At 42.3% G+C, this 26434-nt stretch carries 19 protein-coding genes and 1 pseudogene; 13 read left to right on the top strand and 7 right to left on the bottom strand.

Translation table 11 applies throughout. The features are described 5' to 3' along the window. Nucleotides 1-312: 312 nt before the first annotated feature. Nucleotides 313-5085, top strand: a complete 4773-nt coding sequence (locus V7K49_RS20290) for a PAS domain S-box protein (RefSeq protein ID WP_335207108.1) — start codon at nucleotides 313-315, stop codon at nucleotides 5083-5085. Between the two features lie 454 nt (nucleotides 5086-5539). Here V7K49_RS20290 and V7K49_RS20295 read toward each other — a convergent pair whose 3' ends face one another. After that, complete coding sequence (locus tag V7K49_RS20295) at nucleotides 5540-6178, bottom strand: histidine phosphatase family protein (protein WP_335072352.1); 639 nt, start codon at nucleotides 6176-6178, stop codon at nucleotides 5540-5542. Between the two features lie 148 nt (nucleotides 6179-6326). Next, nucleotides 6327-6503, bottom strand: coding sequence for a hypothetical protein (locus V7K49_RS20300; protein ID WP_335207109.1), 177 nt, complete (start codon nucleotides 6501-6503; stop codon nucleotides 6327-6329). Nucleotides 6504-6791: 288 nt separating this feature from the next. Here V7K49_RS20300 and V7K49_RS20305 point away from each other — a divergent pair, with 288 nt between their 5' ends. The 5 genes from V7K49_RS20305 to V7K49_RS20325 all read left to right on the top strand — a co-directional run bounded on the left by V7K49_RS20305 (nucleotide 6792) and on the right by V7K49_RS20325 (nucleotide 12896). Further along, nucleotides 6792-8684: a lipoxygenase family protein gene (locus tag V7K49_RS20305; protein ID WP_335207110.1), complete on the top strand. Its 1893-nt coding sequence runs from the start codon at nucleotides 6792-6794 to the stop codon at nucleotides 8682-8684. Between the two features lie 71 nt (nucleotides 8685-8755). After that, nucleotides 8756-10105, top strand: a complete 1350-nt coding sequence (locus V7K49_RS20310) for a cytochrome P450 (RefSeq protein ID WP_335207111.1) — start codon at nucleotides 8756-8758, stop codon at nucleotides 10103-10105. Nucleotides 10106-10299: 194 nt separating this feature from the next. After that, complete coding sequence (locus V7K49_RS20315) at nucleotides 10300-10884, top strand: hypothetical protein (RefSeq protein ID WP_334867076.1); 585 nt, start codon at nucleotides 10300-10302, stop codon at nucleotides 10882-10884. A 488-nt stretch (nucleotides 10885-11372) separates the two neighbouring features. Further along, nucleotides 11373-11588, top strand: coding sequence for a hypothetical protein (locus tag V7K49_RS20320; RefSeq protein WP_335207112.1), 216 nt, complete (start codon nucleotides 11373-11375; stop codon nucleotides 11586-11588). A 402-nt stretch (nucleotides 11589-11990) separates the two neighbouring features. Continuing rightward, nucleotides 11991-12896, top strand: coding sequence for an extracellular catalytic domain type 1 short-chain-length polyhydroxyalkanoate depolymerase (locus V7K49_RS20325; RefSeq protein WP_335207113.1), 906 nt, complete (start codon nucleotides 11991-11993; stop codon nucleotides 12894-12896). Nucleotides 12897-12957: 61 nt separating this feature from the next. Here V7K49_RS20325 and V7K49_RS20330 read toward each other — a convergent pair. The 4 genes and pseudogenes from V7K49_RS20330 to V7K49_RS20345 form a co-directional block, all read right to left on the bottom strand. Further along, nucleotides 12958-13335 (bottom strand): annotated as a pseudogene (locus tag V7K49_RS20330) (aliphatic sulfonate ABC transporter substrate-binding protein); the annotation flags it as partial. Nucleotides 13336-13571: 236 nt separating this feature from the next. Then, a complete protein-coding gene (locus tag V7K49_RS20335) occupies nucleotides 13572-14774 on the bottom strand; it encodes an acyl-CoA dehydrogenase family protein (protein WP_335207114.1) in 1203 nt (400 codons plus the stop codon). Nucleotides 14775-15017: 243 nt separating this feature from the next. Then, nucleotides 15018-16409, bottom strand: a complete 1392-nt coding sequence (locus V7K49_RS20340; RefSeq protein ID WP_335072364.1) for a malic enzyme-like NAD(P)-binding protein — start codon at nucleotides 16407-16409, stop codon at nucleotides 15018-15020. Between the two features lie 260 nt (nucleotides 16410-16669). Continuing rightward, nucleotides 16670-16828 carry a hypothetical protein gene (locus V7K49_RS20345; protein ID WP_442942256.1) on the bottom strand — a complete coding sequence of 53 codons (159 nt, stop codon included), beginning with the start codon at nucleotides 16826-16828 and terminating at the stop codon, nucleotides 16670-16672. Between the two features lie 382 nt (nucleotides 16829-17210). Between V7K49_RS20345 and V7K49_RS20350 the strand changes: the two genes are divergently transcribed. From V7K49_RS20350 to V7K49_RS20360, 3 genes are all read left to right on the top strand, one after another. Next, entirely contained in the window at nucleotides 17211-17336 is a 126-nt protein-coding gene (locus tag V7K49_RS20350) for a hypothetical protein (protein ID WP_334867084.1), read from the top strand. 168 nt (nucleotides 17337-17504) lie between these two features. After that, complete coding sequence (locus V7K49_RS20355) at nucleotides 17505-18530, top strand: helix-turn-helix transcriptional regulator (RefSeq protein ID WP_335207115.1); 1026 nt, start codon at nucleotides 17505-17507, stop codon at nucleotides 18528-18530. A gap of 95 nt (nucleotides 18531-18625) precedes the next feature. Then, nucleotides 18626-21199: a TonB-dependent siderophore receptor gene (locus V7K49_RS20360; protein WP_335207116.1), complete on the top strand. Its 2574-nt coding sequence runs from the start codon at nucleotides 18626-18628 to the stop codon at nucleotides 21197-21199. A gap of 418 nt (nucleotides 21200-21617) precedes the next feature. On the opposite strand, the gene V7K49_RS20365 is transcribed toward V7K49_RS20360, so the two are convergent. Further along, nucleotides 21618-22322 carry a Uma2 family endonuclease gene (locus V7K49_RS20365; RefSeq protein WP_335207117.1) on the bottom strand — a complete coding sequence of 235 codons (705 nt, stop codon included), beginning with the start codon at nucleotides 22320-22322 and terminating at the stop codon, nucleotides 21618-21620. 347 nt (nucleotides 22323-22669) lie between these two features. Here V7K49_RS20365 and V7K49_RS20370 point away from each other — a divergent pair, with 347 nt between their 5' ends. The 4 genes from V7K49_RS20370 to V7K49_RS20385 all read left to right on the top strand — a co-directional run bounded on the left by V7K49_RS20370 (nucleotide 22670) and on the right by V7K49_RS20385 (nucleotide 26413). Further along, the gene (locus V7K49_RS20370; RefSeq protein WP_335207118.1) at nucleotides 22670-23668 is read left to right on the top strand and encodes a helix-turn-helix transcriptional regulator; all 999 of its coding nucleotides are present in this window, start codon (nucleotides 22670-22672) and stop codon (nucleotides 23666-23668) included. A gap of 148 nt (nucleotides 23669-23816) precedes the next feature. Beyond that, nucleotides 23817-25664: a TonB-dependent receptor domain-containing protein gene (locus V7K49_RS20375; RefSeq protein WP_335207119.1), complete on the top strand. Its 1848-nt coding sequence runs from the start codon at nucleotides 23817-23819 to the stop codon at nucleotides 25662-25664. 56 nt (nucleotides 25665-25720) lie between these two features. Further along, nucleotides 25721-26008 carry a hypothetical protein gene (locus V7K49_RS20380; protein ID WP_335207122.1) on the top strand — a complete coding sequence of 96 codons (288 nt, stop codon included), beginning with the start codon at nucleotides 25721-25723 and terminating at the stop codon, nucleotides 26006-26008. A gap of 9 nt (nucleotides 26009-26017) precedes the next feature. After that, on the top strand, nucleotides 26018-26413 hold the full coding sequence (locus V7K49_RS20385; RefSeq protein ID WP_335207159.1) for an AMIN domain-containing protein: 396 nt from the start codon (nucleotides 26018-26020) through the stop codon (nucleotides 26411-26413). Nucleotides 26414-26434: the final 21 nt, after the last annotated feature.

Genomic DNA, 26434 nt, shown 5'->3' on the forward strand with positions numbered 1-26434 from the left:
GTCAGAGTAATCGCAGATGCTATATTCCAGTATCTGGTAGAAAAATAAAAATATATTCACCTTATGCCTGCAATCGAACAGTCAAAGATTGCACAGTTGTTTGAAAGACTCGGCAGTGTCTCAAAGTTTCACAGGTAAAACTGGCAACGATGTTAGGGGTTTCGTTCGACACTATAAACTGATGGGAAAACGGACGGACACGACCTTCACCACTGGCTATGAAAGAAATTGAAAAGCTACTTACTATACCAGATGGAAGAACCCGGTGAGGCGCTTTTAACCAAATACTTTCAAAAATGAGGAGCAGAGACTGTGACTGCTGAAGTTCCAGCAACTATCATCCAAGACGTTAAACAGGTCTTAGCTAGGATCAGCGATGCTTTTATCAGATTGGATCGTGAATGGTGCTACACCTACGTTAATGACAAGCTAGCTGAACTAGCTGGGATCAATCAGGAAGACTTCTTAGGCAAGAGTATTTGGGAGTTTCCTGACAAAGTTAATAGCCTACTCTACACTGAACTGCACCGCGCTGTTGCCGAACAAGTTTCAGTAAATTTGGAGTATTTCTGTCCAAAATGGGATCGCTGGTTGGAAAACCGCGTCTATCCCTCAGAAACTGGCGTATCAATCTTAATTACAGATATTACTGAGCGCAAACGCAGCCAACAGCTTCTAACTGTACAGTATGCGATCGCTCACATCCTCTCTGAAGCTACCACGCCCGTGAATGCGGTTCCAGCTATTCTCCAATCCTTGTGTGAATGTTTAGGATGGCAAGCTGGAATAATTTGGAGTGGAGACGATGAAACTAATGTTCTGCACCGGATGAGTAGTTGGTATTCATCTGACTTGGAGAAAGAACCATTCAACCAGCGGACAATTGCTTTGAGTGAAGGTTTACCCGCTCAAGTTTGGGCAAGTGGTCAACCTGTTTGGATTTCAGAAGCCCAAAATGAGAATTTTTTTGCCGCCGCCATCGGATTTCCGATTCGGCTGGGTAATAAAATCTTAGGTGTGATTGAATTTTTCAGCGACCAAATTTCAGAGCCTGACACCAATTTACTCCAGATGATCAGTGCGATCGCCACTCAAATTGGTCAGTTGATTGAGCAGAAGCAAACCGAGTCGTTACTGCAAGAAAGTGAGGAAAAATATCGCCGAATTTTTGAAACCCCAGGTGTCTCGATTGGCGAGGAAGACTTTACCATTGTTAATGATTTAATTGATCACCTGAAAGCTGAAGAGGTTACAGATTTGCGGCAAGATTTGAGCGAACAGCAAGCTGCGCTGCGCGATAGTGAAGCGCGCTACCGTTCACTGGCAGAAGCAAGCGCATCGATAGTCTGGAGGGCGGCACCTTGGGGCAACGTTGTTGATGAGATTCCTACCTGGGAGGCGTTCACAGGGCAAAGTCCCGAAGAATACAAAGGATGGGGTTGGGTTGAGGTGCTGCACCCAGAAGATCGTTCCTCGATGGTGGCAATTTGGAAACAGGCATTTCCTACACGCAGCGTTGCAGTTGCTGAGTATCGTGTTCTGCGACATGACGGTGAATACCGTTACATGAATATACGCGGTGTGCCTATACTTGACGAAACAGGCGAAATCCGCGAATGGGTAGGAATGTGCCTGGATATTACCGAACGCAAGCAGGCTGAGGCAGACTGTAAGCAACTATTGGTGCTACTCAAAACAGAGCAGACTCGCTTGATTGAAGCTAACGTTCTGCTTGATACCCTCTTCAATAACGCACCTATAGGTATTGGCTTATGGGATGAGAAATTAAGATACGTTCGATTGAATGACGCTTTAGCTGAGATTAATGGTTTACCCCAAGAGGTGCATATCGGTAAGACCATCGCCCAACTGCTACCTGAGTTAGATCCTGCGGTGATGGAAGCTTTCCGCCATGTGATCGAGACGGGAGAATCTATTGCCCAAGAGACTAGTGGGGAGACACCCGCCGCGCCTGGAAAGCAGCGCTATTGGTCGGGAAATTATTATCCGATTAAACTACCCGATGAAATTACTTGGGTGGGCGCAATCTGCCAAGAAATCACCGATCGCAAGCTTGCCGAAGCAGAGTGCGAACAGCTATTTGAGCGGGAGCAAGCGGCTCGTGTTGAGGCTGAGGAGGCCAAAGAGCAAGTTACCGAAATTTTGGAGAGGATCACTGACGGCTTTCTGGCCTTTGACAGTGAGTGGTGCTTCACCTACCTCAATCATGAAGCAAGCAGAAATCTGGGGCGTTTCGGCGAGGATCTGCTCGGAAAAAATTTGTGGGAAGAGTTCCCAGAACTTGCTGCTACTAGCTTTGGTCAGCTTTATCAAAAGGCAGTTGCTCTAGGAATACCGCTTGAGCTTGAAGATTATTACCCACCCTTTGATACATGGTTTGCGGTTCGCGCCTATCCTTCACCCACAGGATTATCACTTTATTTCCGTAATATTAATGTCCGCAAACTCTCAGAGGCAAAACTGGGCGAGAGTGAGGCATGTTTTCGGCTGCTGGCTGAGAATTCAACTGATATTATTTCACGCCATACAGTAAATGGAACTCTTCTGTACATTTCACCAGCTTGCTACACAGTACTGGGGTATCAACCAGAGGAATTAGTCGGTCGTCTCAGCTATCAGTTAGTTCATCCTGACGATCTGGCAGAGATTGCTAAGAATTACCCAGTCAATGCCAATTTACCAGATACTTATACTATTACTCACCAGGGTCGTCACAAAGATGGACATTATATCTGGTTGGAAACAACTCTTCGAGCTATTCGCGATCGCCAAACTAAAGAAATTTTAGAGATGCAGACGTCTTCACGAGATATTACTGAGCGCAAGCAGGTGGAGGAACAGCAGCGTTTTCTCGCTGAGGCTAGTGGGATTTTGGCTGCATCATTGGATTACGAGACAACCTTAGCCAGTTTGGCGCGTTTAGCAGTGCCTGAAATAGCTGATTGGTGCTTAGTTGATATTATTTGTGACAATCAATCAGTCCTCCGGGTAGCAGCAGTTCATGCCAATCGAGGTAAACAAGAATTGGTAGAACAGTTACAAAATTATCCGCCTGATTTGACACAAACAAAAGGTGTTGCTGAGGTAATACGCACAGGCAAGTCACAAATTACTCATTTTCGTGACGAACAAATGCAAGTGCCAACCCACAGCGCCGCTCACCGAAAAATCTTGCAAGAACTAAATCCGACATCTGGTATGAGTGTACCGCTGATAGTTCGGGGACGAGTGCTGGGAGCTATGACTTTGGTATCTTCTTCAGGTCGTCGCTATGACACCAAAAGCCTGATGTTAGCTGAGGAGTTAGCTTGTCGGGCGGCGATCGCTGTTGATAATGCCCGACTCTACAAAGAAGCACAGCAATCCCAACAGGCAGCTTTACGGGCAGCATCTCGCACTGCCCGTCTGCAAGCTCTTACCGCTGCACTTTCTGAATCTCTAACTCCCACACAGGTTGCTGAAGTAATTGTAGAGCAAGGTATGGCAGCTTTAGGAGCTAGTTCTGCTTTAGTAGCACTAGTGACTAAAAGCGGCACTGAACTAGAAATTATCCGGGCAGTAGGTTATCAACAGGAAACGCTAGATTCATGGCGTCGATTCTCTATTAATGCATCCGCGCCACTGGCAGAAGCAGTCAGAACCAAAAAGCCGATCTGGCAAGAGCCAACAGCAACAAGGGTGGCTCGTTACTCACATCTGGCTCAGGAGTATGCTCGGTACAACTACGGAGCTTGGATTTCGATTCCATTAATCATCGAGGGACGAGCCATAGGTGGAATATCTCTAGCTTTTGCCGAAATTCAGAAGTTTAACCAGGATGACCATACCTTTATCCTGGCACTAGCACAGCAGTGCGCTCAAGCGATGGAACGTGCCCGTCTATACGAGGCAGAGCAAACCGCACGAGAAGCAGCAGAAAACGCCAACCGGATAAAAGACGAGTTTCTGGCAGTCCTTTCTCATGAGTTGCGATCGCCACTCAACCCAATTTTAGGATGGTCAAAGCTACTCCAAACCAAAAAACTTGATGAAAAGACAATCCCTCAAGCGTTGAAGACTATTGAGCGAAATGCTAAGTTACAGGCGCAACTGATTGAAGACTTGTTAGATATTTCCCGGATTTTACAAGGTAAACTTAGCTTAAATATCTACCCAGTTGACCTGACATCTGTGATTTCGGCAGCAATGGAGACAGTGCGGCTATCGGCAGAAGCTAAGTCAATTCAAATGCATATCAGCCTAGAACCAAATTTGGGACAAGTTTTAGGTGACTCCAACCGATTGCAGCAAATCGTCTGGAACTTGCTCTCAAATGCGGTTAAGTTTACACCTGAGGGGGGACGGGTGGATATTCGACTATCATCATGTCCTAGTTCCAATTCAGCACTTAGCACTCTTAACTCAGCACTAATTCAAGTCAGCGACACAGGGAAAGGCATCGATCCTGATTTCCTACCTTACGTGTTTGAATATTTTCGCCAAGAGAACAGTAGCACCACTAGAAAATTTGGTGGATTGGGATTAGGGTTAGCGATCGTCCGTCACTTAGTTGAACTGCATGGCGGGACAGTCCAGGTAGAAAGCAGAGGGGAAGATCAGGGGGCAGCTTTTACCGTCAGACTCCCACTGATCCAAAATCAATCAGAGATTAAACAGGACAGTAGCGACTCAGAGCCATCCGCAAATTTGAATGGGGTGAAAATTTTAGTAGTGGATGATGATGTAGATACGCGAGAATTTATTGCCTTCTTGCTAGAGCAGTATGGAGCAAATGTGACAGCAGTGGCATCAGCAAATGAAGCCCTAGCCGCTTTAACCCAATCCTTACCAGATATACTTTTAAGCGACATTGGGATGCCAGAAGTGGATGGATGTATGTTTATGCGACAGTTGAGAACACTGCCACCAGAGCAGGGAGGGCAAATTCGGGCGATCGCACTTACTGCCTATGCTGGAGAAATTAATGCCAAGCAGGTACTAGAAGCCGGATTTCACAAGCATCTTGCCAAACCAATAGAGCCAGCCGAGTTAGTAGAAGCGATCGCCAACTTAATAGCTGAATAAACCTACCTCTACCTTCATCTGCAAAAAGTAAAGGCTCAGAAACTCCAGTTAAAAAAATATCCCATCGTCGGGACGTAAGGCCAAGATCCCCTATAGATTGTCAGGGGACGAAATTGCAGCTATCTTGGCTCAACCAGAAGCTAAGATGGGGTAACTTCAGATTAATTACTTTTATCTTGCCCAAAGATTTCTTGCCTAAGTCCGGTGAATCAAATCCTTTTGTGTTGGTCTTCGGTTTTTGTTTAGAGGATTTGGTGCTTGACACAGGAAGCTGGAAAGTTAGATTTTGTTGCCGCGAACGCAGATATCATGTCAATAGTTTCTTGACAAACTACTAGTACCGCAAGGCGGAAGTCAAAAGTCAAAAGTCAAAAGTCAAAAGTATTATGGAATAAGCTCTTTAGGGCTTTTCAATGGTCTGCTTATTTACGCCGTGCTGTACTAGTAGGGACTATTATGTTCCCGGACGAAAGCGAATACGATCGGGTATATGATGGCGATCGCCCAATATTTCTAACAAAGGACCATTAACGTCAAATTTAACCATACTTACCGACGCGACCAAAATATTCACCCGATAGCGATAGCGTCCCAAATCAATTCCCAGTAAACTGCAAAGCATAATCCGAGTCGTGGCTTTATGGGAAACTACTAAAACATTACCTTGGGGATGTTTTTCTTGAATTTCAGCAATTACAGGCATAGAACGGTTAGCAATATCTACCGCAGTTTCTCCACCTTTGGGTGCATTCCAAGCGGGTTCGGTCAACCATTTTACATAGTTTTCTGCGTAATTCTCTTGGGCAAACGATTTACTCTTAGTTTCCCATTCGCCGTAACTACCTTCTCTAAGTCCGTCACGCAACTGCATATCCATACCGATAGCATCACAAAATGGCTTGGCAGTTGCAATTGTGCGCTTCATCGGGCTAACATAAACCGCTGACCACTTCAATTTTTGATAAACATCGGCAAAACTCTCTGCCATCTGCATCCCTTCAGAAGTCAACTCCGCATCAGTTTCACCGCAGAAGTTACCACTTTGACTAAAAGTAGTTTCTCCATGTCGCAGTAAATATAAATTGAGTGTCATAGCTTGTATCGCGATTGGGATAAAGGAGTTTGTGCAAAAATAAAATACCATCAATCTCTCAATCGAGTATGTGACACCAGGACAAAGTAATCAACCAAAAAAGTCAATCAACCACAAACTTTTGATTTCGTTGACAAAAGTAGCGGTTTCATCTGGTACTAAGTATTGAGCCGGGATACGGATACCGTTGGCGAATTCCCCAAACAGCTAAACTGAACCGATTGAGAGCTTTCTGAGCAATTTTATCCCCAGATGCAAGATTCCCCAACTTCAGTTCATTCCGATGCTTCACTAATGGCCAAAATTTTTCCGTTACTAAAATCAAGCCTGCTTTATCTCCCGAATCGCAGGCATTCTCTGCGAGTTAAAATGTTCATCGACTTTTTGATTATTAGTTGAGATTCCTTTAATGAAAGCTAGAAATCTCTGGTTACTCCTGAATCTGAGGATTTTGTTGATTATGAATGAGTTAGGAGTGAGCGAGAAATTATATAAAATTTCTTTGAGAAAAATCAAAAATTTCAATTTGATTGCGATAATACATTTAGCTAACTCAAACTTGTGCATCCTCAACTGTTAAAGTTATCTAAACCACTACATGTGAATAGGGGCAATGACTGCTTCATCATCAGATAATTCGATAACTTACCCAAGTACTCATAGTCTATACATCACTAGGCAAGAGTATGAATATAACTATACCTATATTCCATCTATTGCTATGGTGGATCAGGTTTCTTTTGCGGAAGAGTTCACCACTAATTGGTATCTTTTATTAGCCCAGCAGTTACGAGTTCTTTTTGTGAATACCTTGATTGTCAACAGAGGAAATCAGGGTTCTGAATCGATTCGTGATGATGTCGAAAGGTTTATTTTAGAAGCCTTAATCAAGGGAGCAATACCAGCCCAAATCAGCATTCTGGTGAGAATCCTCCAAATTATCCCCCAGTTTTTGCTTAAACAGATATCTCAGGATGTTAGAGAACTCGACGATCTTTTCTTTTCTATTCTTAAAGAAAACGGACTTGTGATCCTCAGAGATGCTCTAAATCAAGTAATTACCCTTCTATATGAAGGACAACCCACAGTACATGCAACCAGTCTCAAGGACTACGAAAATTTGTTTGTGGTGATTGGTGTACCAGCGATCGCCAAAACTTACCAGGAAGATGAAGTATTTGCCTACATGCGGGTAGCTGGCTACAATCCCGTCATGATCGAGCGAGTAACCAGTCCAGGCGATCGCTTCCCAGTCACAGACGAACATTACCAAGCAGTGATGGGAACTGACGATTCATTAGCAGCAGCAGGACTTGAAGGAAGGCTCTACTTAGCTGATTATAAAGTTTTATCCGGTGCGATCAACGGTACATTCCCAGATGAGCAAAAATATGTCTATGCTCCCATAGCACTGTTTGCCTTACCCAAAGGTTCAGACCCCACCCGTCTATTGCGTCCGATAGCCATTCAATGCGGTCAAACCCCAGGATCAGATTATCCAATCATTACCCCTAATTCCGGTAAATACGCTTGGCTTTTTGCCAAAACAGTTGTCCAAATAGCAGATGCCAACTTCCACGAACCGATTACTCACTTAGCAAGAACTCACCTGTTAGTTGGTGTTTTTGCGATCGCAACCTATCGACAACTGCCACTTACGCATCCCCTAAGAATTCTGCTGCGCCCGCATTTTGACAGTACCTTAGCAATTAACGATGCTGCCCAACGGATTCTGATTGCTCCTAGCGGTGGTGTCGATAGATTACTCTCAGCATCAATCGATAACTCCCGCGTTTTAACAGTGCTGGGGTTGCAAAGCTATGGGTTCAATAGTGCCATCTTGCCCAAGCAATTCCAACAGCGCGGTGTGGATGATCCCAATCTATTGCCTGTTTATCCTTATCGGGATGATGCACTATTAGTTTGGGATGCCATTCATCAATGGGTTTGGGACTATCTGAATTTATATTACCTCACCGATGAAGATATTCAGAAAGACACAGCCCTGCAAGCATGGGCAGCTGAAATATCAGCTTATGATGGTGGTCGTATCCCCGATTTTGGCGAGAATGGGGGCATCAAAACGCTCAATTACCTGAATGATGCCATTACGCTGATTATTTTCACCGCTAGCGCTCAACATGCTGCGGTTAACTTTCCGCAAAAAGATTTGATGGGCTACGCCGCAGCCATCCCAATGGCAGGTTATTTACCAGCCTCAACTCTCAAAAGAGAAGTTACTGAGCAAGACTACCTGAATTTGCTCCCCCCCTTAGATCAGGCGCAACGGCAATACAATTTACTCAGCTTATTGGGATCTGTATACTATAACAAGCTGGGCGAGTATCAGCAAGGATACTTTACAGACCAGAAAGTAAAACCATTTTTACAGGCATTCCAGAGGAATCTTCAGCAGGTAGAAGATACGATTAAGCAACGTAATTTGCACCGTCCAATTTATGAGTATCTGCTTCCTTCTAAAATTCCTCAAAGCATCAATATCTGAATTAGGGACTGGGAACAACCAATGCTCAATGTTTTATGAACAATGACCATTAAAACTCCAAAGTAAATATTATGACACTTAAAGATAAAGTCTTACAAGGTCACGATCGCCAGATCTGGCTTGCACCTATACTAGCGAAAGTAGGTTATGACACTGCGATCGGCAAGTTTGTGCGCTTAGTTTTTTATTACATGGATGCCTCAATCATGCTCAACGCATGGCGAGACTTTCTCTACATCCGAAAGGACAATATTGGAGACAAGTATTTTGCCGTGGATCAAGCAATTATGCATTCCTCTCATTCCCAAGTGAAGGAACTAATGCAAACCCAACCACAGCTGCGGGGAAATGATTTAGGTATCATCAGAATATTAGCTCCTAGCTACCTGCTGGATAATCCTCTGAGCTTAGGAACCAACGGTAAAGAACACACAGGACTGCGTACTGTGTTCTTACAAGCCTTACCGGAACCGTCTGAACAGATAGACTTTTTAGGGTATCTAGTTGAGCAAAGCCTGTTAGAGGCTGCTAGACAGAGCAAATTACACATCGGCAACGATTTGCCAAAGATTATGCTGTCGATTTTGCACCAACTGGTTTTTCAGATATCTTTATCTGAGGAAGAAATCACAGCATCGAGTAGTTACATTAAAGGTTTTGCTCTGGCATCCTTGCCAAATTTTATTAGCAACTATCTGCTGGCAATATTAACAGCGCCAAATATTCGGCATCGCAAGCATTTAACCAAGCGATATAAACAATCTGCCAAATGGGCATCTTACTTTGAAACAGGCGCTCAGTATCAGTTGAACGAACACCAAATCGCTAATAGCCTTTTCGATATGATTCATCTTGCCGGTACTGCCGGTACGAGTGCGCTTTTGGGATCTGTTATTGGTGTTCTATGCCTGGATAATGCCCTCAGAAATGATGTATTGTCAGAAGTCAATGCAGTTTGGAATGGTAAGAAAAGTTTAGACCCAGACGCTCTAGAACAGTCAACACTTCTCAATCAAGTGATTTTGGAAACAGGTCGTCTCTATCCACCTGTGCGATTTGTTAGCCAACTCACTACTGAAGCAGGTGAAGTTGAGATTGGAGAACAAAAATGTCCATTCCAAAAAGGTACTCGCTTGCTTGGCTCTATTTTGACGGCTAATCGGGATGCCAATAGATACCAAAATCCAGATGATTTTGACCTAACACGGAATTTTTCAGATATCTTATCTTGGAACGGCGAAGGGCATGAGCGAGCCTGTCCTGGTAGATCCTTATCAATTGGCTTTATCAATATTTTCTGTTTACATCTGTTCAAGAACTATCAATGGGACTCAATTACAGAAGTCAAGTGGGATTTTGAAAAAGTGACTGCCGTTACTCCTAATAATTTAGTGCTACAAGGTTTTGCTCCACGGCTGTGAGTGAAGATGTCAGGTTTAGAGTTAGAGAATTGTCTTGGAAGCCTACACTGTACTCAAAGAGTCAGTGTAGGAGTATGTCACGGTAATATTCATCTGTTTGGTGGATCGCCAAATTTTTAGACATTCTCTTATAAGCCTGTAATCATTTTTATTTTTTGTGTGTATTACTTACGAAGTAGGAATTACAAATTAGTATGGCTGAATTAATCGAGAAAAAGCAACTCAATAATATTGCAACTTGGATGATTCCAATCAAACAAACAAACTTACCATCTGTCCTTAAGGGTGTATTTTTTCTGGATGGTAATCCACTGCCAGATACTTGCATCACTATGTACAATTTAGAATGGAATACACAGAAAAAAACCTTGGATTTACCAGTCTTTGCACCGTTGCAGTGGACTTTTCATAACTCGATTGGTGGCTGGATATTACTACATTTTATTCAATGGTTTAAAGTAACTTACAAAATTCAGTTTACAGATGAAACTTTGCAGCAAGCTCAAATCATCCCTTTTTTGCTAGGAATAGAAATTTCAACATCGATTGTAAGTCTTACAATGTCTCAAGACAAAAGTTCTCCCAATGGAGATATCTGGCACAGAAAGAACGTTTGGTTGGGCGGATTTTCTAGGGCTGGGGAGTATACTCTCCGCAAGGTTGTTGGTGAAGATGGTCGTTATACTCCAGCTTTTAACAATATGCTTACTAGGGTTCCAAATGAGTGTTTAGTGATTGCAAGAAACTCAAAAGACAACGCATATAGCAATCCTATTTGAGTTATGAAAACTATCGAACCGCCAAGAGCGCCAAGAGTTGTTATTTTTCGGAATTTTTTAGCTGAGAAACAGATTATTGCGAAAATCGCAACACATTTGTAAAATTTTTCAGAAATTGCACATCATGTAAGTATGACTTTAGTCATGCCTAAATTATGACTTTCTTACCATATGTATTTCTATTTAGTGTTTTAAACTCAAAGTAATACATCAATCTTATTTAGTCGTGAGATAAACAAGACTTCCTATAGTCTCACGGGCACTTTCCTTTATGGAAAAATTCCTTATAGCAGTTCCTGCGTGAAGTACACTAAAACCCTTAATTGACAAGCTTCCTAGTCTCATACATGTACCTCATCCGACAGAGAAACGCTATATGCCGAAGGTATTTCCGAAGATTATGTGTCTGGGGGAGGGGTAGATATCCATAAATTATTTAGGAATGTTGTAGTCAACTAAACCAAAAGTAACTGATCGGAGATTAAATAATGAAACGTATCTTTGTTGGCGCTTTACTTGCTCTACCACTCGTAATTGGTTCCTTACCCTCACAGGCATCGGCAGCGCAGATAATTGTTAGACCTGGTGTTCATACAAATAATCTCGTTGCCTATGCCCACAAGAAGTGGATTCGTGGACATTGGGTAAGAACAGCAAACGGTCATCGCCACTGGGTTCCTGGTCACTATGTAAAAGTTTATTAATATATCTGTTGCACTTGGCAGTGGTATTGTAATCAACTTCTTGCAAAAATACCCGATAACTAAAGTCGCGGCTCTAAAAATGAAGTCCACCTACGCGGACTTCATGTCTAAAAACCTTCTAAAACAGGCTTCGTCACGGTAGCCCCAGATTTCAGTCTGTTCCCGTAGCGTGCGCCTTAGCGCAGGGCATTTTAAGACTTTTGCAATAAATCTTGCATAGCTGATTGAGCAGAATCAAAACTAATACTCTAGTAAGAGTGTTAGTTTTAATTTAATACAACTTTGGAGGGTAGACAAAATATCTTAATCTGAGTGAAAGCATTTTTATCGATTTAGTAATTTACCATGAATATATATCAGAATTGTCAATATTTTAAGAAAATTATTAGTTTATTACTTGTAATGAGTTTAGTAACGGCCTGCAACTCAATCCAAGCTGATCAAACAAATACATCTAAACAAAAAATATTGAGTGGTGATAATTATGGACAGATAGATAACCAAGGACGATTACGCACCTACTATCTTTACACTCCAAAATCTTATCATCCAAACCAACCAATGCCATTAGTTTTAGTATTTCATGGAGATTCTGGTAGTGGTCGTTCAATTAGTGATGTTACACGCTTTAATAATTTAGCGGATCAAAAAGGGTTTATTGTTGTTTATCCAGATGGAATTAATCAAAAATGGAGTCTTAGAGGTAATTCTCAAGGAAGGGTAGATGATGTTTTATTTGTTAGTGCCTTAATTGATCATCTTAAACAACAAATAAATATTGATAGTAATAAAGTCTATGCCACTGGTTTTTCTAGGGGCGCAATACTTACCCAAGCTTTAGCATGTAAGCTATCTGATAAAATTGCTGCTTTCGCATCAGTAGCTGGCTCTCTTCCAGTTCGACTCAAACCTAATTGCCACCCTCAGACTCCGATCTCGATGATGATCATCAACGGTACAAACGATCAAGATGTACGTTATGAAGGTGATGACCACAGTCAACGAGGAGCGCTTGTTTCTATTTCAGATATAATAAGCTTTTGGCGATCGCACGATCAATGTATCTCACATTCCACATCCCTACCGCTTCCTGGCACTAACTCCAGCAAAAGCTCCAAAGTCAAAGCTGTTCAGTACTCAAGTTGTAGTGGCAACTCAGAGGTCTTACAGCTAGCTGTAGTAGACGGGGGACATTTTTGGCCTGGTGGTGCTTCAACTGATGCGAGCCTAAATAAGTTCAATGCTCAACTTGGTTTGAACGCCACTCAGACAATTTGGGAATTTTTTCAACGCCACAGTTTGTCTTAAACTGATTTTTTACGGGATAAGGAGATAGTAACTATTTCCTGTTCCCTGGTTTTCACATTGGCTACTTATTAGCTTGCACTTCTGAGGGAGTAATTTTGGCGTACTCTTCAGGTGTCAAAAACCCGTCTCTAACATTCACCTTCTTGGGGATAAGTCCTAAGCTGTACCACTTTTCTGCAACTTCCTGTTGCTTGATAATGGTTTTCTCGGTAATTGGTACCAGACCATAGTCATATTTATCATGCATTATTTCTAGAGTCGGTGGATCTAGCTGAGTCACAGGAGCAAGCAGGTGTGTTACTTCTTTGGGATGATCCTTAGTCCAGATTTCTGCCTTTTCTAGCTCCTCTAGAAACACTTTTATAACGTCAGGATGAGCCTGATAAAACTGGCGTGAGGTTGAGTAAAAGTTGCCAGTATCCCGCAACTTACCGCCATCTGCTTAGATTAAATATTTCGGTTAATTTGTCGAATACAACAGGTGGGTATTTAGTTCTATATTGAGCGTACCCCTCAGCGGCTCCTTCAAATAAACTTGGATCATAGGTAGGAAGTGTTTTTAGTTGAGTCATATCAATTTTGAATTAGGGATTATGTAGAGACGCGATTAATCGCGTCTGTGTGGATGAGGGAGTAGGGAAGGCTCTTAAAGTGGAGAGAGAAATAACCAATGCCCTAAGAATATTGCGTGATTACGGGTAGTTGATCGTTGAGTACCCAATCGCCGATCGCTCGCAATTTGTAGTCCACAGGATCGTGGAGAGTAAAGGTTCGTAAATCCCGCCAGTAACGGTCAAATCCATATTTGGTTGCAGTGGCGCGAGTTCCGGTAACTTCAAAGATGCGATTGGTAATATCTATACCTACACGGCTAGCTAATCCTCTAGCTGTGAAAACTGCGTTAGCGAAGCTCGCCGCAGGCATCGCAACTTCTCCTCTCTCTTGATAAGTGAGTTCTGCATCTTTTTCCCATGCTGCTTGCAGCTTCTCGGCTGCTTGGTCGGCTAGAGCGATCGCAGCTTGGATTTCAATCCAAAAGTCACCGTAATGATGCAGAATATATGGGTCTTGAGTAGCACTATCTACACCTGATGTAATCCACGGTTTAGTAGTAGTTTTAGTATACTCACGAGCAGCGGCGAAGGCTCCTTTAGTAATTCCCAGAAAAACGTTGGTTTTTGTTAGCTGGGCAATAATAGCAAGAAAAGTTGAGAAGGCACTATCAGGGGAATTGGGTGGCCCCAAAATCTCATCTTTCTCTACTAGGACATTGTTAAATGTATAACTACCACTATCAGTTCGACGTTGCCCGATGTTGTCCCAATCTTGATTAGAAACTACCCCTTCCCTGTCTTTGGGAATTATGAATAGGAAGGGTAATTCTACGCCATCTTCCAAAGCGGAGAATGCCCGGAAATCTGCAACGGAAATTCCTGTGCCAAAGCTTTTAACACCATTAACCCGAAAATTCTCGCCTTCTGGGTTAATTTTCAGCCTAGTGTCCCGCGGATTCATGGCGTTTGCCCAAAATAAGTTATTCTTAGCAGTTTCTCTATAATATTTTTCTTTTTGGGCTGGTGTGCCCAAAACGTGACCCAAAGTCGTCAAATTCAGATGGTTACCATATAACTGACCAATTGAACCATCAGCTTTTGCCAGTTTTCTGACAATTTTTAAGGCATCAATCCAAGTTGCGGCAATCCCACCATATTGCTTGGGGACAATCAGCGCTAACAAACCACTTTCACGCAGTTTATTAATTTCTTCTTCTGGAACTCCAGCTTGGGCATCCCTTTCAACTGCGGATTGAGCAAGTTCTTTAGACAAAGAAGATGCTAGGTCAATGTAATCCTTTGGTTTTGTAATATCTAGCACCATAATCAAATCATCCTAAACTCTTGAAATAATCAGGATAAACTATCATGACATGTTATTGTTTCAACAATTAGGTAGCAAGACGAACAAGTTGTTAGGCAAGTTGCACAACCGAAATCATAAAATGATCGGGAGTAACTAAAATGGTTTGCTGGTTTTGGCAATTCCCTATAGGAGATTGCATGGTCAGAATGTGCTGTGGGACGGGCGAGACGCTTATCCCACAAAAGTCATTCTTTTAGTTAATTAATTCCGAGCAATACCTTCTTCACGCGCTGCACGTTGCACAGCAGCAGCAACAGCAGTGACGACGCGCTCATCAAAGACTGAAGGAATAATATGTTCCCGATCCAAGTCTGAAGGCTTGACTAAGGAGGCGATCGCACTTGCGGCTTCCAGATACATTGTGGTGGTAATTGCCTGGGCCCGACAATCTAAAGCACCACGGAATACCCCAGGAAAAGCGAGGACGTTATTAATTTGATTTGGGTAATCACTGCGACCTGTAGCGATCACAGCAACATATTCACTAATTAATTCTGGCTGAATTTCTGGAATCGGATTTGCCATTGCAAACACGATTGCATCTTTCGCCATCGAATGCACCATTTCTGGTGTCAAAACTCCCGGTGCGCTGACACCAATAAAGACATCTGCTCCTTGCATTGCACCCGCTAACGTCCCCTGAGCTTTCACGGCAAATTCAAGTTTTTCTTCTGTCAAATCGGTGCGACTAGTAGAGATAATCCCTTTAGAGTCGCACATCCAGATTTTTTCTGCCCCAGCTTTAGTCAGTAACCGAGCGATCGCCACTCCAGCCGCTCCAGCACCGTTAATCACGATCCTGATTTGGGCCATTGACTTATTTACCAGCTTTAGGGCATTAAACAACGCAGCCAAGGTAACAATTGCTGTACCGTGCTGGTCATCATGAAAAACGGGGATATCTAACTCCTGGCGCAATCTCTTTTCAATTTCAAAGCAGCGAGGTGCAGCGATATCCTCTAAATTCACGCCCCCAAACACTGGAGCGATATTCTTAACTGTCTGGATAATCTCTTCTGTATCTTGGGTGGCGAGACAAATGGGAAAAGCATCTAGCCCCGCAAATTCCTTGAACAGCATTGCTTTGCCTTCCATGACTGGGAGAGATGCTGCTGGGCCAAGATTTCCCAAACCTAAAACGGCACTACCATCGGTAACAATCGCAACAGTGTTTTGTTTGATGGTTAATTTGTAAACCTCCTCTGGATCTTGAGCGATCGCTGTACAAATTCGACCCACTCCGGGCGTGTAAGCCATTGCTAGATCGGACACACTTCTTAAGGGAATTCTGCTAGTAATGCTGATTTTGCCCCCGCGATGCAAATTAAAGGTGCGATCGTAGACACTGAGTAACTTGATATCTGGCAATGCTTTGACTGCTTGCACAATGGTTTCAGCGTGCTCAGTACTAGCAGCATCCACAGTCAGATCGCGGGTGGACTCTTTGCGGGTTTGCTCGATTAAATCGATTTGACCAAGATTACCACCACTGGTAGCGATCGCCTGGGTTATCGACGCCAACATCCCCACACGATTGGGAATCTGCAAGCGCAGCGTCAAACTGAAACTAGAATTAGGAGTTAGGTTTGCCATGTTGATTTTGGATTTTAAGTTTTAGATTTTATATTGAATTGAGACAAAAACTAAAATCTGAGATTTGTAGTCAGTGGAAACACAAAGAATGTAAACTCCAGGGGGAACCCTCAGTAGTTAGTTTACTCACTTTACATTTTTGATAATTATTTTTATTTATACCAATGCATTTACTAATATAAATGAGTAACAATTTAGTAATTGTACCCAAATACACCAGATATTTTTTTAATATTTTATCTATGTAAATATTTGTATAACTATAGCTTCATCAAAAAACCGCCCTCTAGACAGAGAGCGTGAATTACAGGCGCGATCGTTGCCACAGGTACTGCCTCACCAGCAACCAAATCCAGGGAAAAGTTGTAAGCATTGCGCTCGTGCATTACTTCTATACCGAAATTGCCGCGGTTAGACATGAACAGACTACATGACGATGATTAGACTAGTACAACACGGCGTAAATAAGCAGACTATTGAAAAGCCCTAAAGAGCTTATTCCATCATACTTTTGACTTTTACTTCGGCTACGCTCAGTACAAGTGACTTTTGACTTTTGACTTTTGACTTGCCCTCGGCTCCAAACCTCTGCTTGAGTGGAAGTAGTAGTGCAGACATTCCTCTAGAGTCTTATATTACAGCTATTTTCAGGTAAATAGACCACGCGGTTGGGGCGCAAGGCCTTCCGCCCCTACGACAGATGTGGTTCAAATACTTGAATTCTGCTGTAAAGACCTTGAAAGAGACTTGAAAAATCAAAGGGCCAGCTATTTTGCTTACCTGATGAAGGGAAACAAATTTGTGCCGGTCTTTTTTCAGAAGTTGGAGTCAGGCGATCGCCTAGAATTATCATGCGCGATCGCTCCTGATTTCTCTAGTTACATCTGTGAATATTCAGGCGATCGCCAGTTTTATTCTCAAGCTTGAGAATACGCGAATGGGAAAATGATTACCCTCAATTTCTCAAAAAAAGTAATACTTTTAGTTCCAATCACTACACTCAGATTCGTATTTGTCAGACACAGTTTATAATTTATTTATTAAGAATATTTATTAGCTTTTCTCACAAGTCAAATTTATTGATTAAATATCTTGATGGAAATTCTGACATTAGAAGAATATAACAATCAATTTCAAGAACATCTAGAAAAATCGGAGAAGGAACTTTATAAATGCAATGGTTTTGACTATGCTGTAAAATCCAAAGATAGATTCTCTACTGGTTTATTTTATTATGTTGAGCTACGTCCAGGACTTTGGCTTAATATTATAGACGAATATTTTGAGCGTGATTTAAGCTTGTGGAATCATCATATAGAGCAACCTTGTCCTTTAACGTCTCATTTTCATCTTTCAGGTAATTTGCGAACAATTACTCCAGGAATTAAAGAAATTCCAGATGATTATATAGAGCATGTTGGCAGAAATTATTTATTTTATCTACCAAAATTAGATGAGATTGAGCAGCGTTTTACTGGTGAGTATTGTTTAGAGATATTGATAAACATTTCTCCTGAGTGGCTGAGAAGTTTCAGCAAAAACTTTGAATTTCTACCTACCTCGTTGCAATCTTTTTTAAAAGATGAATATCCGCTGAGATTTTATCACACTGTTGGAGAAATCACTTCGGTAATGTTTGCTGTTTTACGACAAATGTTAGATGCTCCTTATCAGGGAATGATGAAGAGGATGTATTTAGAAAGTAAAGTCATTGAACTACTGGCGCTTCAATTTAATCAACTTTTGTATAAAGAACAGACGATTCACCTATTAGTTAACCTGAAACCAGCAGACATTGAGAAAATTTATCATGCTAGAGATATCTTAATCTATCGAGTAGATAATCCTCCCTCATTGCTTAATTTAGCAGAGATGGTTCATTTAGGAGAACGGAAGTTGCAACAAGGTTTTAAAGAAATTTTTGGGACTAGTGTTTTTGGCTATTTGCATGACTATCGTATGGAACAAGCAAAAATTATGCTAAGTGGGACAAAAATGCAAGTAGCAGAAGTATCAAATGCTGTAGGCTATGCACATTTAGGTTATTTTGCTCAAGCTTTTAAGAAAAAATTTGGGGTTACACCAAAAGAATGTCAACTTGGGAAAAAGCCGCTGAAGTGACAAAAAATTGCAGCTTTACAGATAGACACAGTTATTGAAACTCCGTAAGGTGACTTCAAGAGGTACTTACGAATATCTGTCTATTGGTACTAGTTATGAGAAGATTACAGAGGATACTTGCGGGTTGTAGGTATTTTAGTTGGCAATTGTGGGCGATCGCTCTAGTTTTACCAATGATCCAACCTGCATGGGGAAATGAATTTCAGGGTATCAAGCAAACTCAAAGAGGTTTTTCTACGAGTGCAGTTGATTTGTTAGCGCAGCAACAAGGTAATGTTGCAGTTATAGAAGTTACCGGCGTTAAAGTTAATTCAACTTCCACGGGGATTGAGGTAATTTTACAAACATCTAAAGCTGAAGCGTTGCAAGTTGTCAATAAGAGTGATGCAAACAGCTTTATTGTCGAGATTCCTAATGCACAATTACGTTTACCGCAGGGGAACTCCTTTCAGCAAGAAAAACCATTTGCGGGAATTGCTGAGTTAATAGTAACAAATATTGATGCAAACAGTATTCGGATAACAGTGAAAGGGGAAGGCAGTATCCCAAAAGTAGAGTTATTTAACAGTGACGAAGGTTTGATTTTTGGGCTGACACCAACTACAACGACTTCACAACAACCGCATACACAACCAGAAACGCCGACAAATCAAACCCAGCCAGAGACACCAACACCGCAAGCTGATCAGCCGATTGAGTTGGTGGTGACAGGTGAGCAGGATGGATACTGTGTACCAAATGCCTCTACTGCCACCAAAACCGATACACCCCTGCGTGACATTCCTGCCTCAATTCAAATAGTGCCCCGACAGGTGTTACAAGACCAAAAAGCAGTGCGGCTACAGGATGCACTACAAAACGTAAGTGGCGTGACACAAGCAGGCAACTACGGGGGTACAGGAGCTGCTCGCTATATCATTCGTGGTTTCTCGCAGGATGGAAATTTTAGAAATGGATTCCGCGATGCCAATTTCTTCACATTATCGGAAATAGCAAACGTGGAACAGGTAGAGGTACTCAAGGGACCTGCCTCAGTGCTTTTTGGTCAGGCTGAACCGGGTGGGATTATCAACCTTGTTACAAAGCAACCGCTGAGTGAACCTTATTACGCTGCTTACTTCACCGTAGGAAGCTACAGTTTTTATCGACCAACTTTAGATATCTCTGGTCCACTGAATGCGGACAAAACTCTGTTATATCGCTTGAATGTTGCTTACCAAAACTCCGGGAGTTTTCGTGACTTTGTTGACACCGAACGTATCTTCATCGCACCATCTCTAACCTGGAAAATCGGCACCAACACAAAATTAAACCTTGATTTTGAGTATTTAAACAATAATACCCAATTTGATCGAGGCATCATCGCTATTGGTAACAGACCTGCCCCAATTCCGATTAGTCGCTTCTTAGGGGTTCCAGGAGAAAATGATTCTAAAACCACAGCTTACAGAGCTGGCTATAGATTAGAACATCAGTTTAGTAAAAATTGGCAGCTTCGCAATGCCCTTTCCATTACTATAAACAAGGTAAATGATTTCCGGGCAGAGCCAGATAGTTTAATCGATGATCGGTTCTTTAATAGGACTTTTACAAATGCTAAATTTGAAACTGACAACTACAGTCTCCAAACAGAGGTCATAGGAAAGTTTGCAACTGGGTCAATTATCCACCAACCGCTTTTGGGAATAGAGCTAAACCGAAGCGAAGGTCCGCTGATTTTTAGAAGAGGTATTTTGTCACCTATCGATATTTTTAGTCCGGTCAATAACAGTGTTCTCTCTACCGCTCCTCTACAAACTACTACAAAGATTCAAACTCGTACAGATAGATTAGGGATTTATCTTCAAGATCAGATTACCCTACTGGATAATTTGAAGCTGCTAGTCGGAGGGCGTTTCGATTTTACCGAGCAGAAAAATGACAATTTACTTGCCTCAACTAGCATCAGTCAATCTGACCAAGCCTTTAGCCCTCGGGTTGGTCTTGTCTACCAGCCGATACCAGCAATTTCTCTTTACGCTAGCTATAGCAGTTCTTTCGTTCCTAACATTGGTACTTCAGTCAATGGTTCTACATTTGATCCTGCCCAAGGTACACAATACGAGGTGGGTGTCAAAGCCGATTTGAGTAACCGACTGTCTGCAACCTTGGCTGCTTACCAGATCACAAAAGCTAACGTCTTGACCACCGATCCCAACAATCCTGATTTTTCCACTCTGACCGGGGAGCAACGTAGTCGGGGCGTTGAGCTAGATATCGCTGGCGAAATCCTGACCGGATGGAAAATTATTGCTGCTTACGCTTATACCGATGCCCAAATCACCAAAGACAATCAATATCCAGTTGGGAATTTGTTGGACAGCGTTGCTAAGAATACTGTTAGTCTGTGGACAACCTATGAAATACAACGTGGGAGTTTACAAGGTTTGGGATTTGGATTGGGATTGTATTATGTGGGCGATAGACAGGGCGATTTGGATAACAGTTTAGTGTTGCCCAGCTACTTCCGTACAGATGCAGCACTTTATTACAAACGCAATAATTGGAAGGCTGCAATCAATATCAAGAATCTTTTTGATGAAAAATATTACGAAACCAGCCAGGGAAGAGATATCATCTATCCCGGTGCGCCGTTAACGGTGTTGGGCACAATTTCGTGGGAGTTTTAGTGCCTGCGGTAGGGAGTTATGGGAGTAAGAATTCAATCTAGTAATTTTAAGAGTTGGGCTTGAGCTTGGGGTTATTTTACATCGGCGATCGCCAGTGAGACTTAAACAACTTGTTTACTGTGCCAAGTTATTTACGCACCGATGCTGCTATCTTCTATAAACAGGGAGGTTTTTGAGCCGCAGTCAATGTTAGGAATCTGTTTGACGTTGACTATTTTGAGACTTCCCACAGGCTACGTGTTTTCCCAGGTGATCCGTTGACGGTGGTGGAGTCGATTTCCTGGGAGTTATAAAGAAATTTTAGTAGTCAACAGGCGATCGCTAGAAACAAGATCCCCGACATCTTTGAGATATTGGGGATCTGTCTGTCGCTTTCAATTCTCACAAATAAAATAGAATTGCTATATTTATTAATAATTCAAATCTTAGACTGTTGTGATAAATGCTGCACAAACTCAACGTGTTCTTTTGAACTCAACCCTTGTTGCAGGACTGCTAAAACTTGCGTCATGTCTTCTGTAACTAGTGAGATGACAGCTAACCACAAACCTGGAAATACCCTACTTTTAATCACACCATCTGCATCTGCTACGAGTGGCAAATATTCACCATTTTGCAAACAGAACCAGTCGAGTTTATTTTCCAAAGTTTGCCAGACGATGTATTCCTGCACTCCGTTGCGACGGTAGGCGCGTTTTTTGTCGTACAAATCAATAGATGCACTACTGGCTGCTACTTCTGCTACTAATTCCGGTGCGCCTTCTACGTAATCATCTTCACTTATTTGTGCCTGTCCCCTGGCTGGTTTATCTATCAACAGCAAAACATCAGGTTGTGGTTCATTGTCTAAATCCAAGCGCACGGTAGCATTGTCGCCTAGCTCTACGCCTGGAGTGGAAACTTTGTAATTTCCTAACCAGATAATTAAGTTTCCATGAGGTAAACCATGACTTCTAAAACGCAGTGATGATGCTACGTAGACAACTCCTTCAATTAATTCTGCTTTTTTATCGGGCATTGCTGTATAACGACGCTCGAATTCGTGGCGGGTTAAGCGATCGCCACTTTCTAAAGGAGGGATGGAAGCGCTATTATTTAAGCCATGTTCCACAGAAGCCGCCATTACCTGATTCCTCATCCGCAGGAGTGTAGCTTGAATCTAACATAGTGGAGCGCGATGTCTTCCACAAGCCGCCCAGAGGGCATTTACGTAAAAGCATCATTTATTCTTGCCTCCAAATTCAGTACAAGGATTAATTTACTACTCATAATCTCAGCAAATTTCCAGCATGATTACTAATTGACAAAAGTGATTTTACATTTAACCTCTCCCGAATGGCGTCAACCAGACGCTGTTCGCGTTTGCTTAGAGCGACGCAGGAGCGTCACCCGTAGGGCTTGCTGTAGACATTACTATCCCTACTAATGGATACTATTTCTCAATAAGTAGTTGAGAATGAGAGTATTACCATGACCATTCGTCTAACTGGGACAGAAGACTTTGGGGAATTTTGCCAGGATGTGCAGTTGTTTAATGACTATGAAGGAAAAGAACAATTGTCTACTTGGTTTGGTAAATACAGCTTTCACTGGACTGAGCTTCGCCATAATCTTGGGCTAGGAATTCATAACAATGAGTATTCTCAACCAGTAATTTTTGAGCAAAAACACGATGACTCGCCTTTGCTGACATCTAAATTTTTTCTGTCTAGTGGTGTCAGAACTGTTACACCAAATGTGCCCGGAGTCAGTGACGATTATGAAGAAGTTGCAGGTTATAACTACTTATTTTGCTTGCCTGATGTTCGGGAGTTTGAACATTTTAATGCAAACAAACGCACTGAGTGTATCAGTATTTATTGGTATCCTGATTTACTTGACAGTTTCCAGGGAAGCTTTGAACAGTTGCCTACTTTGCTTGAGCAGTTGAGAGAAAATCCAATAAAAGAGCGCTTCCATCAGCCGTTAGAAGCAACCACACCTGCAATGTGGTTAGTACTCAAACAAATATTGCAGTGTCCGTTTCGAGAAAAACTTAGACAAATGTATTTAGAAGCAAAAGTGCTAGAACTACTGACACTTCAGATTGCACAATGGGGGGAAAATCATCACCTATTGCAGCGATCGCTTTATTTCCGTGCCGATGAAATTGAACGTTTGCATCACGCCAAAGCTATTTTAAATCAAAGGCTGCCACATCCACCTTCTCTACTAAATTTAGCCAAAGAAATCGGACTCAATGACTTTAAGCTCAAACGCGGATTTCGAGAAGTGTTTGGGACTACCGTATTGGGATATGTGCAATCCCTGCGGCTAGAGCAGGCAAAACAGCTACTCCGAGGCACTAATTTGCTGATCGCACAAATTGCTTATCAAGTGGGATACGAAAGTACGAGTCATTTTAGCTATCTGTTTAAGCGGCAATTTGGCATGACTCCTAGAGAATATCGTCAGCCAAAAGGCTTGTAGTAAAAGGGACATCCCGATTCCGATAAAAAAAAATCCGGTTTCAGATATTTACGCTTACCTGAATTTCGTATTCTCATAAACAGAGTTACATAAAATAATTCTCAAGTATCGACTCTGTTTTGAGAAATCCGGTTGAGTGTGTAAAGTTATGAAACCGTTGCGATCACTGTTTATTTCCTGGTTTTTTATTGCTGTGGTTATACAACCAACTCAGGCAAAGCAAGTAACTGAAATTCAAAGTGTACAAGAACTAGACCGTTCTGCAAGAACAGTCAAAGAATGGTTTGCTCAAATAGAGCAGCAGAACCCACCAGCCCAAAGTCAGTCAGCTGAAATTATACAAGTGACTTCAGTCAAGGCAAACCCCACATCCAAGGGTGTGGAGGTGATTTTACAGACTTCCATTGGGCAACAATTACAAGTAGTGAATAGTTCTTCTGGCAATAACTTTATTGCTGACATTCCCAATGCCCAACTGCGTTTACCCAACGGTGATGCATTCACATTCCGCTCAACTTCGCCAATTGCAGGTATTAGTGAGATCACGGTAACAAACTTTGATGCTCAGACTATCCGCGTGAGTGTGACGGGGGAAACAGGTGTACCAACTGTTGAGTTATTTAATAGTCCGGATGAGGGTATTATCTTCTCTGTGGCGAGTGCTGTACCCTCCACACAGCCGCAGCAACAATCTCAAACGCAACCAAATCAGTCAGAAACTCAGCCACAGCCTAGTCAACCCTTAGCAGAGAGTGATGAGCCGATTGAACTTGTAGTGACGGGCGAACAAGATGGATACACTGTACCAGAAGCATCAACTGCAACTAGGACTGATACACCTTTACGTGATATTCCCCAGTCGATTCAGGTGATTCCCCAGCAGGTAATCAAGGATCAGGGAATCACGAGGATTGTGGATGCAACTCGCAATGTGTCTGGTGTAGCAGCCGTATCGGGCTATGGCAATAGTTTCGGTGATGTCAATATTCGTGGTTTTTCCGGTGGTACCTTGGTAGATGGATTTAATGGTTTACTTCCTGCTAATGGTGCCAACATTGAACAGGTGGAGGTTCTGAAAGGCCCCGCTTCCGTGCTGTATGGACAGTTGGAGCCGGGTGGTATTGTAAATTATGTGACAAAAAAACCTCTGAGTACCCCCTATTACTCTGCTAGTTTCACGGCTGGTAGCTTCGATTACTACAATCCTGCAATCGACCTGTCTGGGCCGCTGATCACCGATAAAAGGTTATTGTATCGTTTGAATGTTTCCTATGAAAATTCTGGCAGCTATCGGGATTACATTGGAAACGAAATTTTCTATATTTCTCCGGTTTTTACTTATAAGATTAGTGATGCGACAACCCTTGATTTCGCCTATGAATATCTTGATTCTCAACAAGGGTTCGACCGGGGCTTTCGACCAGAAGCAATCTTTTTAACATTGCCTAGAAATCGCAATTTGTTTCAACCTGATGATTATCAAAATTCTTACAGCAATCGTTTCGAGCTAACACTGAATCACCAGTTTAGTGAAAATTGGCGGCTCAGGAATAGATTTTCGTGGCAATTTGATGAGGGAAGTAGCAAAGTTACTAATAACGATATTGGACTTTTAGAGGATGGTCGAACACTGACTCGAACGCAGTATGGTGATGATCCGACTTTTACACAAACCTTAGCTCTGCAAACCAACTTGATTGGTAAATTCAACACGGGTGCGATCGCTCATCAACTGCTGTTAGGTGTGGACTGGAACCGGAATACTCAAGATAGCAAAGGCTTTACTAGTGATTTCCCTTCGATAGATATTTTTGAGCCAAACTATAATGTTCCACTGCCTGAGCGCATTTATAGCCAGTCTAATAACACAACCAACACCAAAGGAATTTATCTACAAGACCAGGTAACATTGCTGCCCAATCTGAAGTTGCTTGTAGGCGGTGGTATCGCAAACGCAAGCACAAAGATGATTATTCTCCTAAGCAGAGTTATATAAATTAATTCTCAAATAATCAGCTTTGTTTTAAGAAATACTATTAGGTGTGTGGAGTTATGAAACTGTTGCGTAGGCGTAGCCCGTCGTGGACATCGCTGTTTATTTCCTGCTTTTTTATTACTGTAGTCATACAACCAAATCAGGCGAAGCAAGTAACTGAAATTCAAAGTGTACAAGAACTAAAGCGTTCTGCAAGAATAGTAAAAGAATGGTTCGCTCAGATAGAACAGCAGAACCCGCCAGCCCAAAATCAGGAGGGTGAAGTTATACAAGTGACTTCAGTCAAGGCAAATCCCACCTCTTCGGGTGTGGAGGTGATTTTACAGACTAATAAAGGGCAATAATTGCAAGTAGTGAATCGCTCTTCTGGCAATAACTTTATTGCTGATATTCCCAATGCCCAACTGCGTTTACCTAATGGCGAGGCATTCACATACCGCTCCCAAAAACCAATTACAGGGGTTAGTGAAATAACAGTAACAAACTTTGATGCCAATACTATCCGGGTGAGTGTCACGGGGGAAGCAGGTGTACCAATTGTTGAGTTGTTTGATAGTCCAGATGAAGGTATCATCTTCTCTGTTGCGACTGCTGCATCCAGATCCAGAGCGCAGCAACCTCAAACGCAACCAACTCAGCCACCAAATCAGCCAGAAACTCAGACACAGCCAAGTCAACCATCAACACAGGGTGATGAGCCGATTGAACTTGTAGTAACGGGCGAACAAGATGGATACACTGTGCCATAAGCATCAACTGCAACCAGGACT

Origin of the sequence: Nostoc sp. (assembly GCF_036919675.1) — a bacterium.
Lineage (GTDB): Bacteria > Cyanobacteriota > Cyanobacteriia > Cyanobacteriales > Nostocaceae > Nostoc.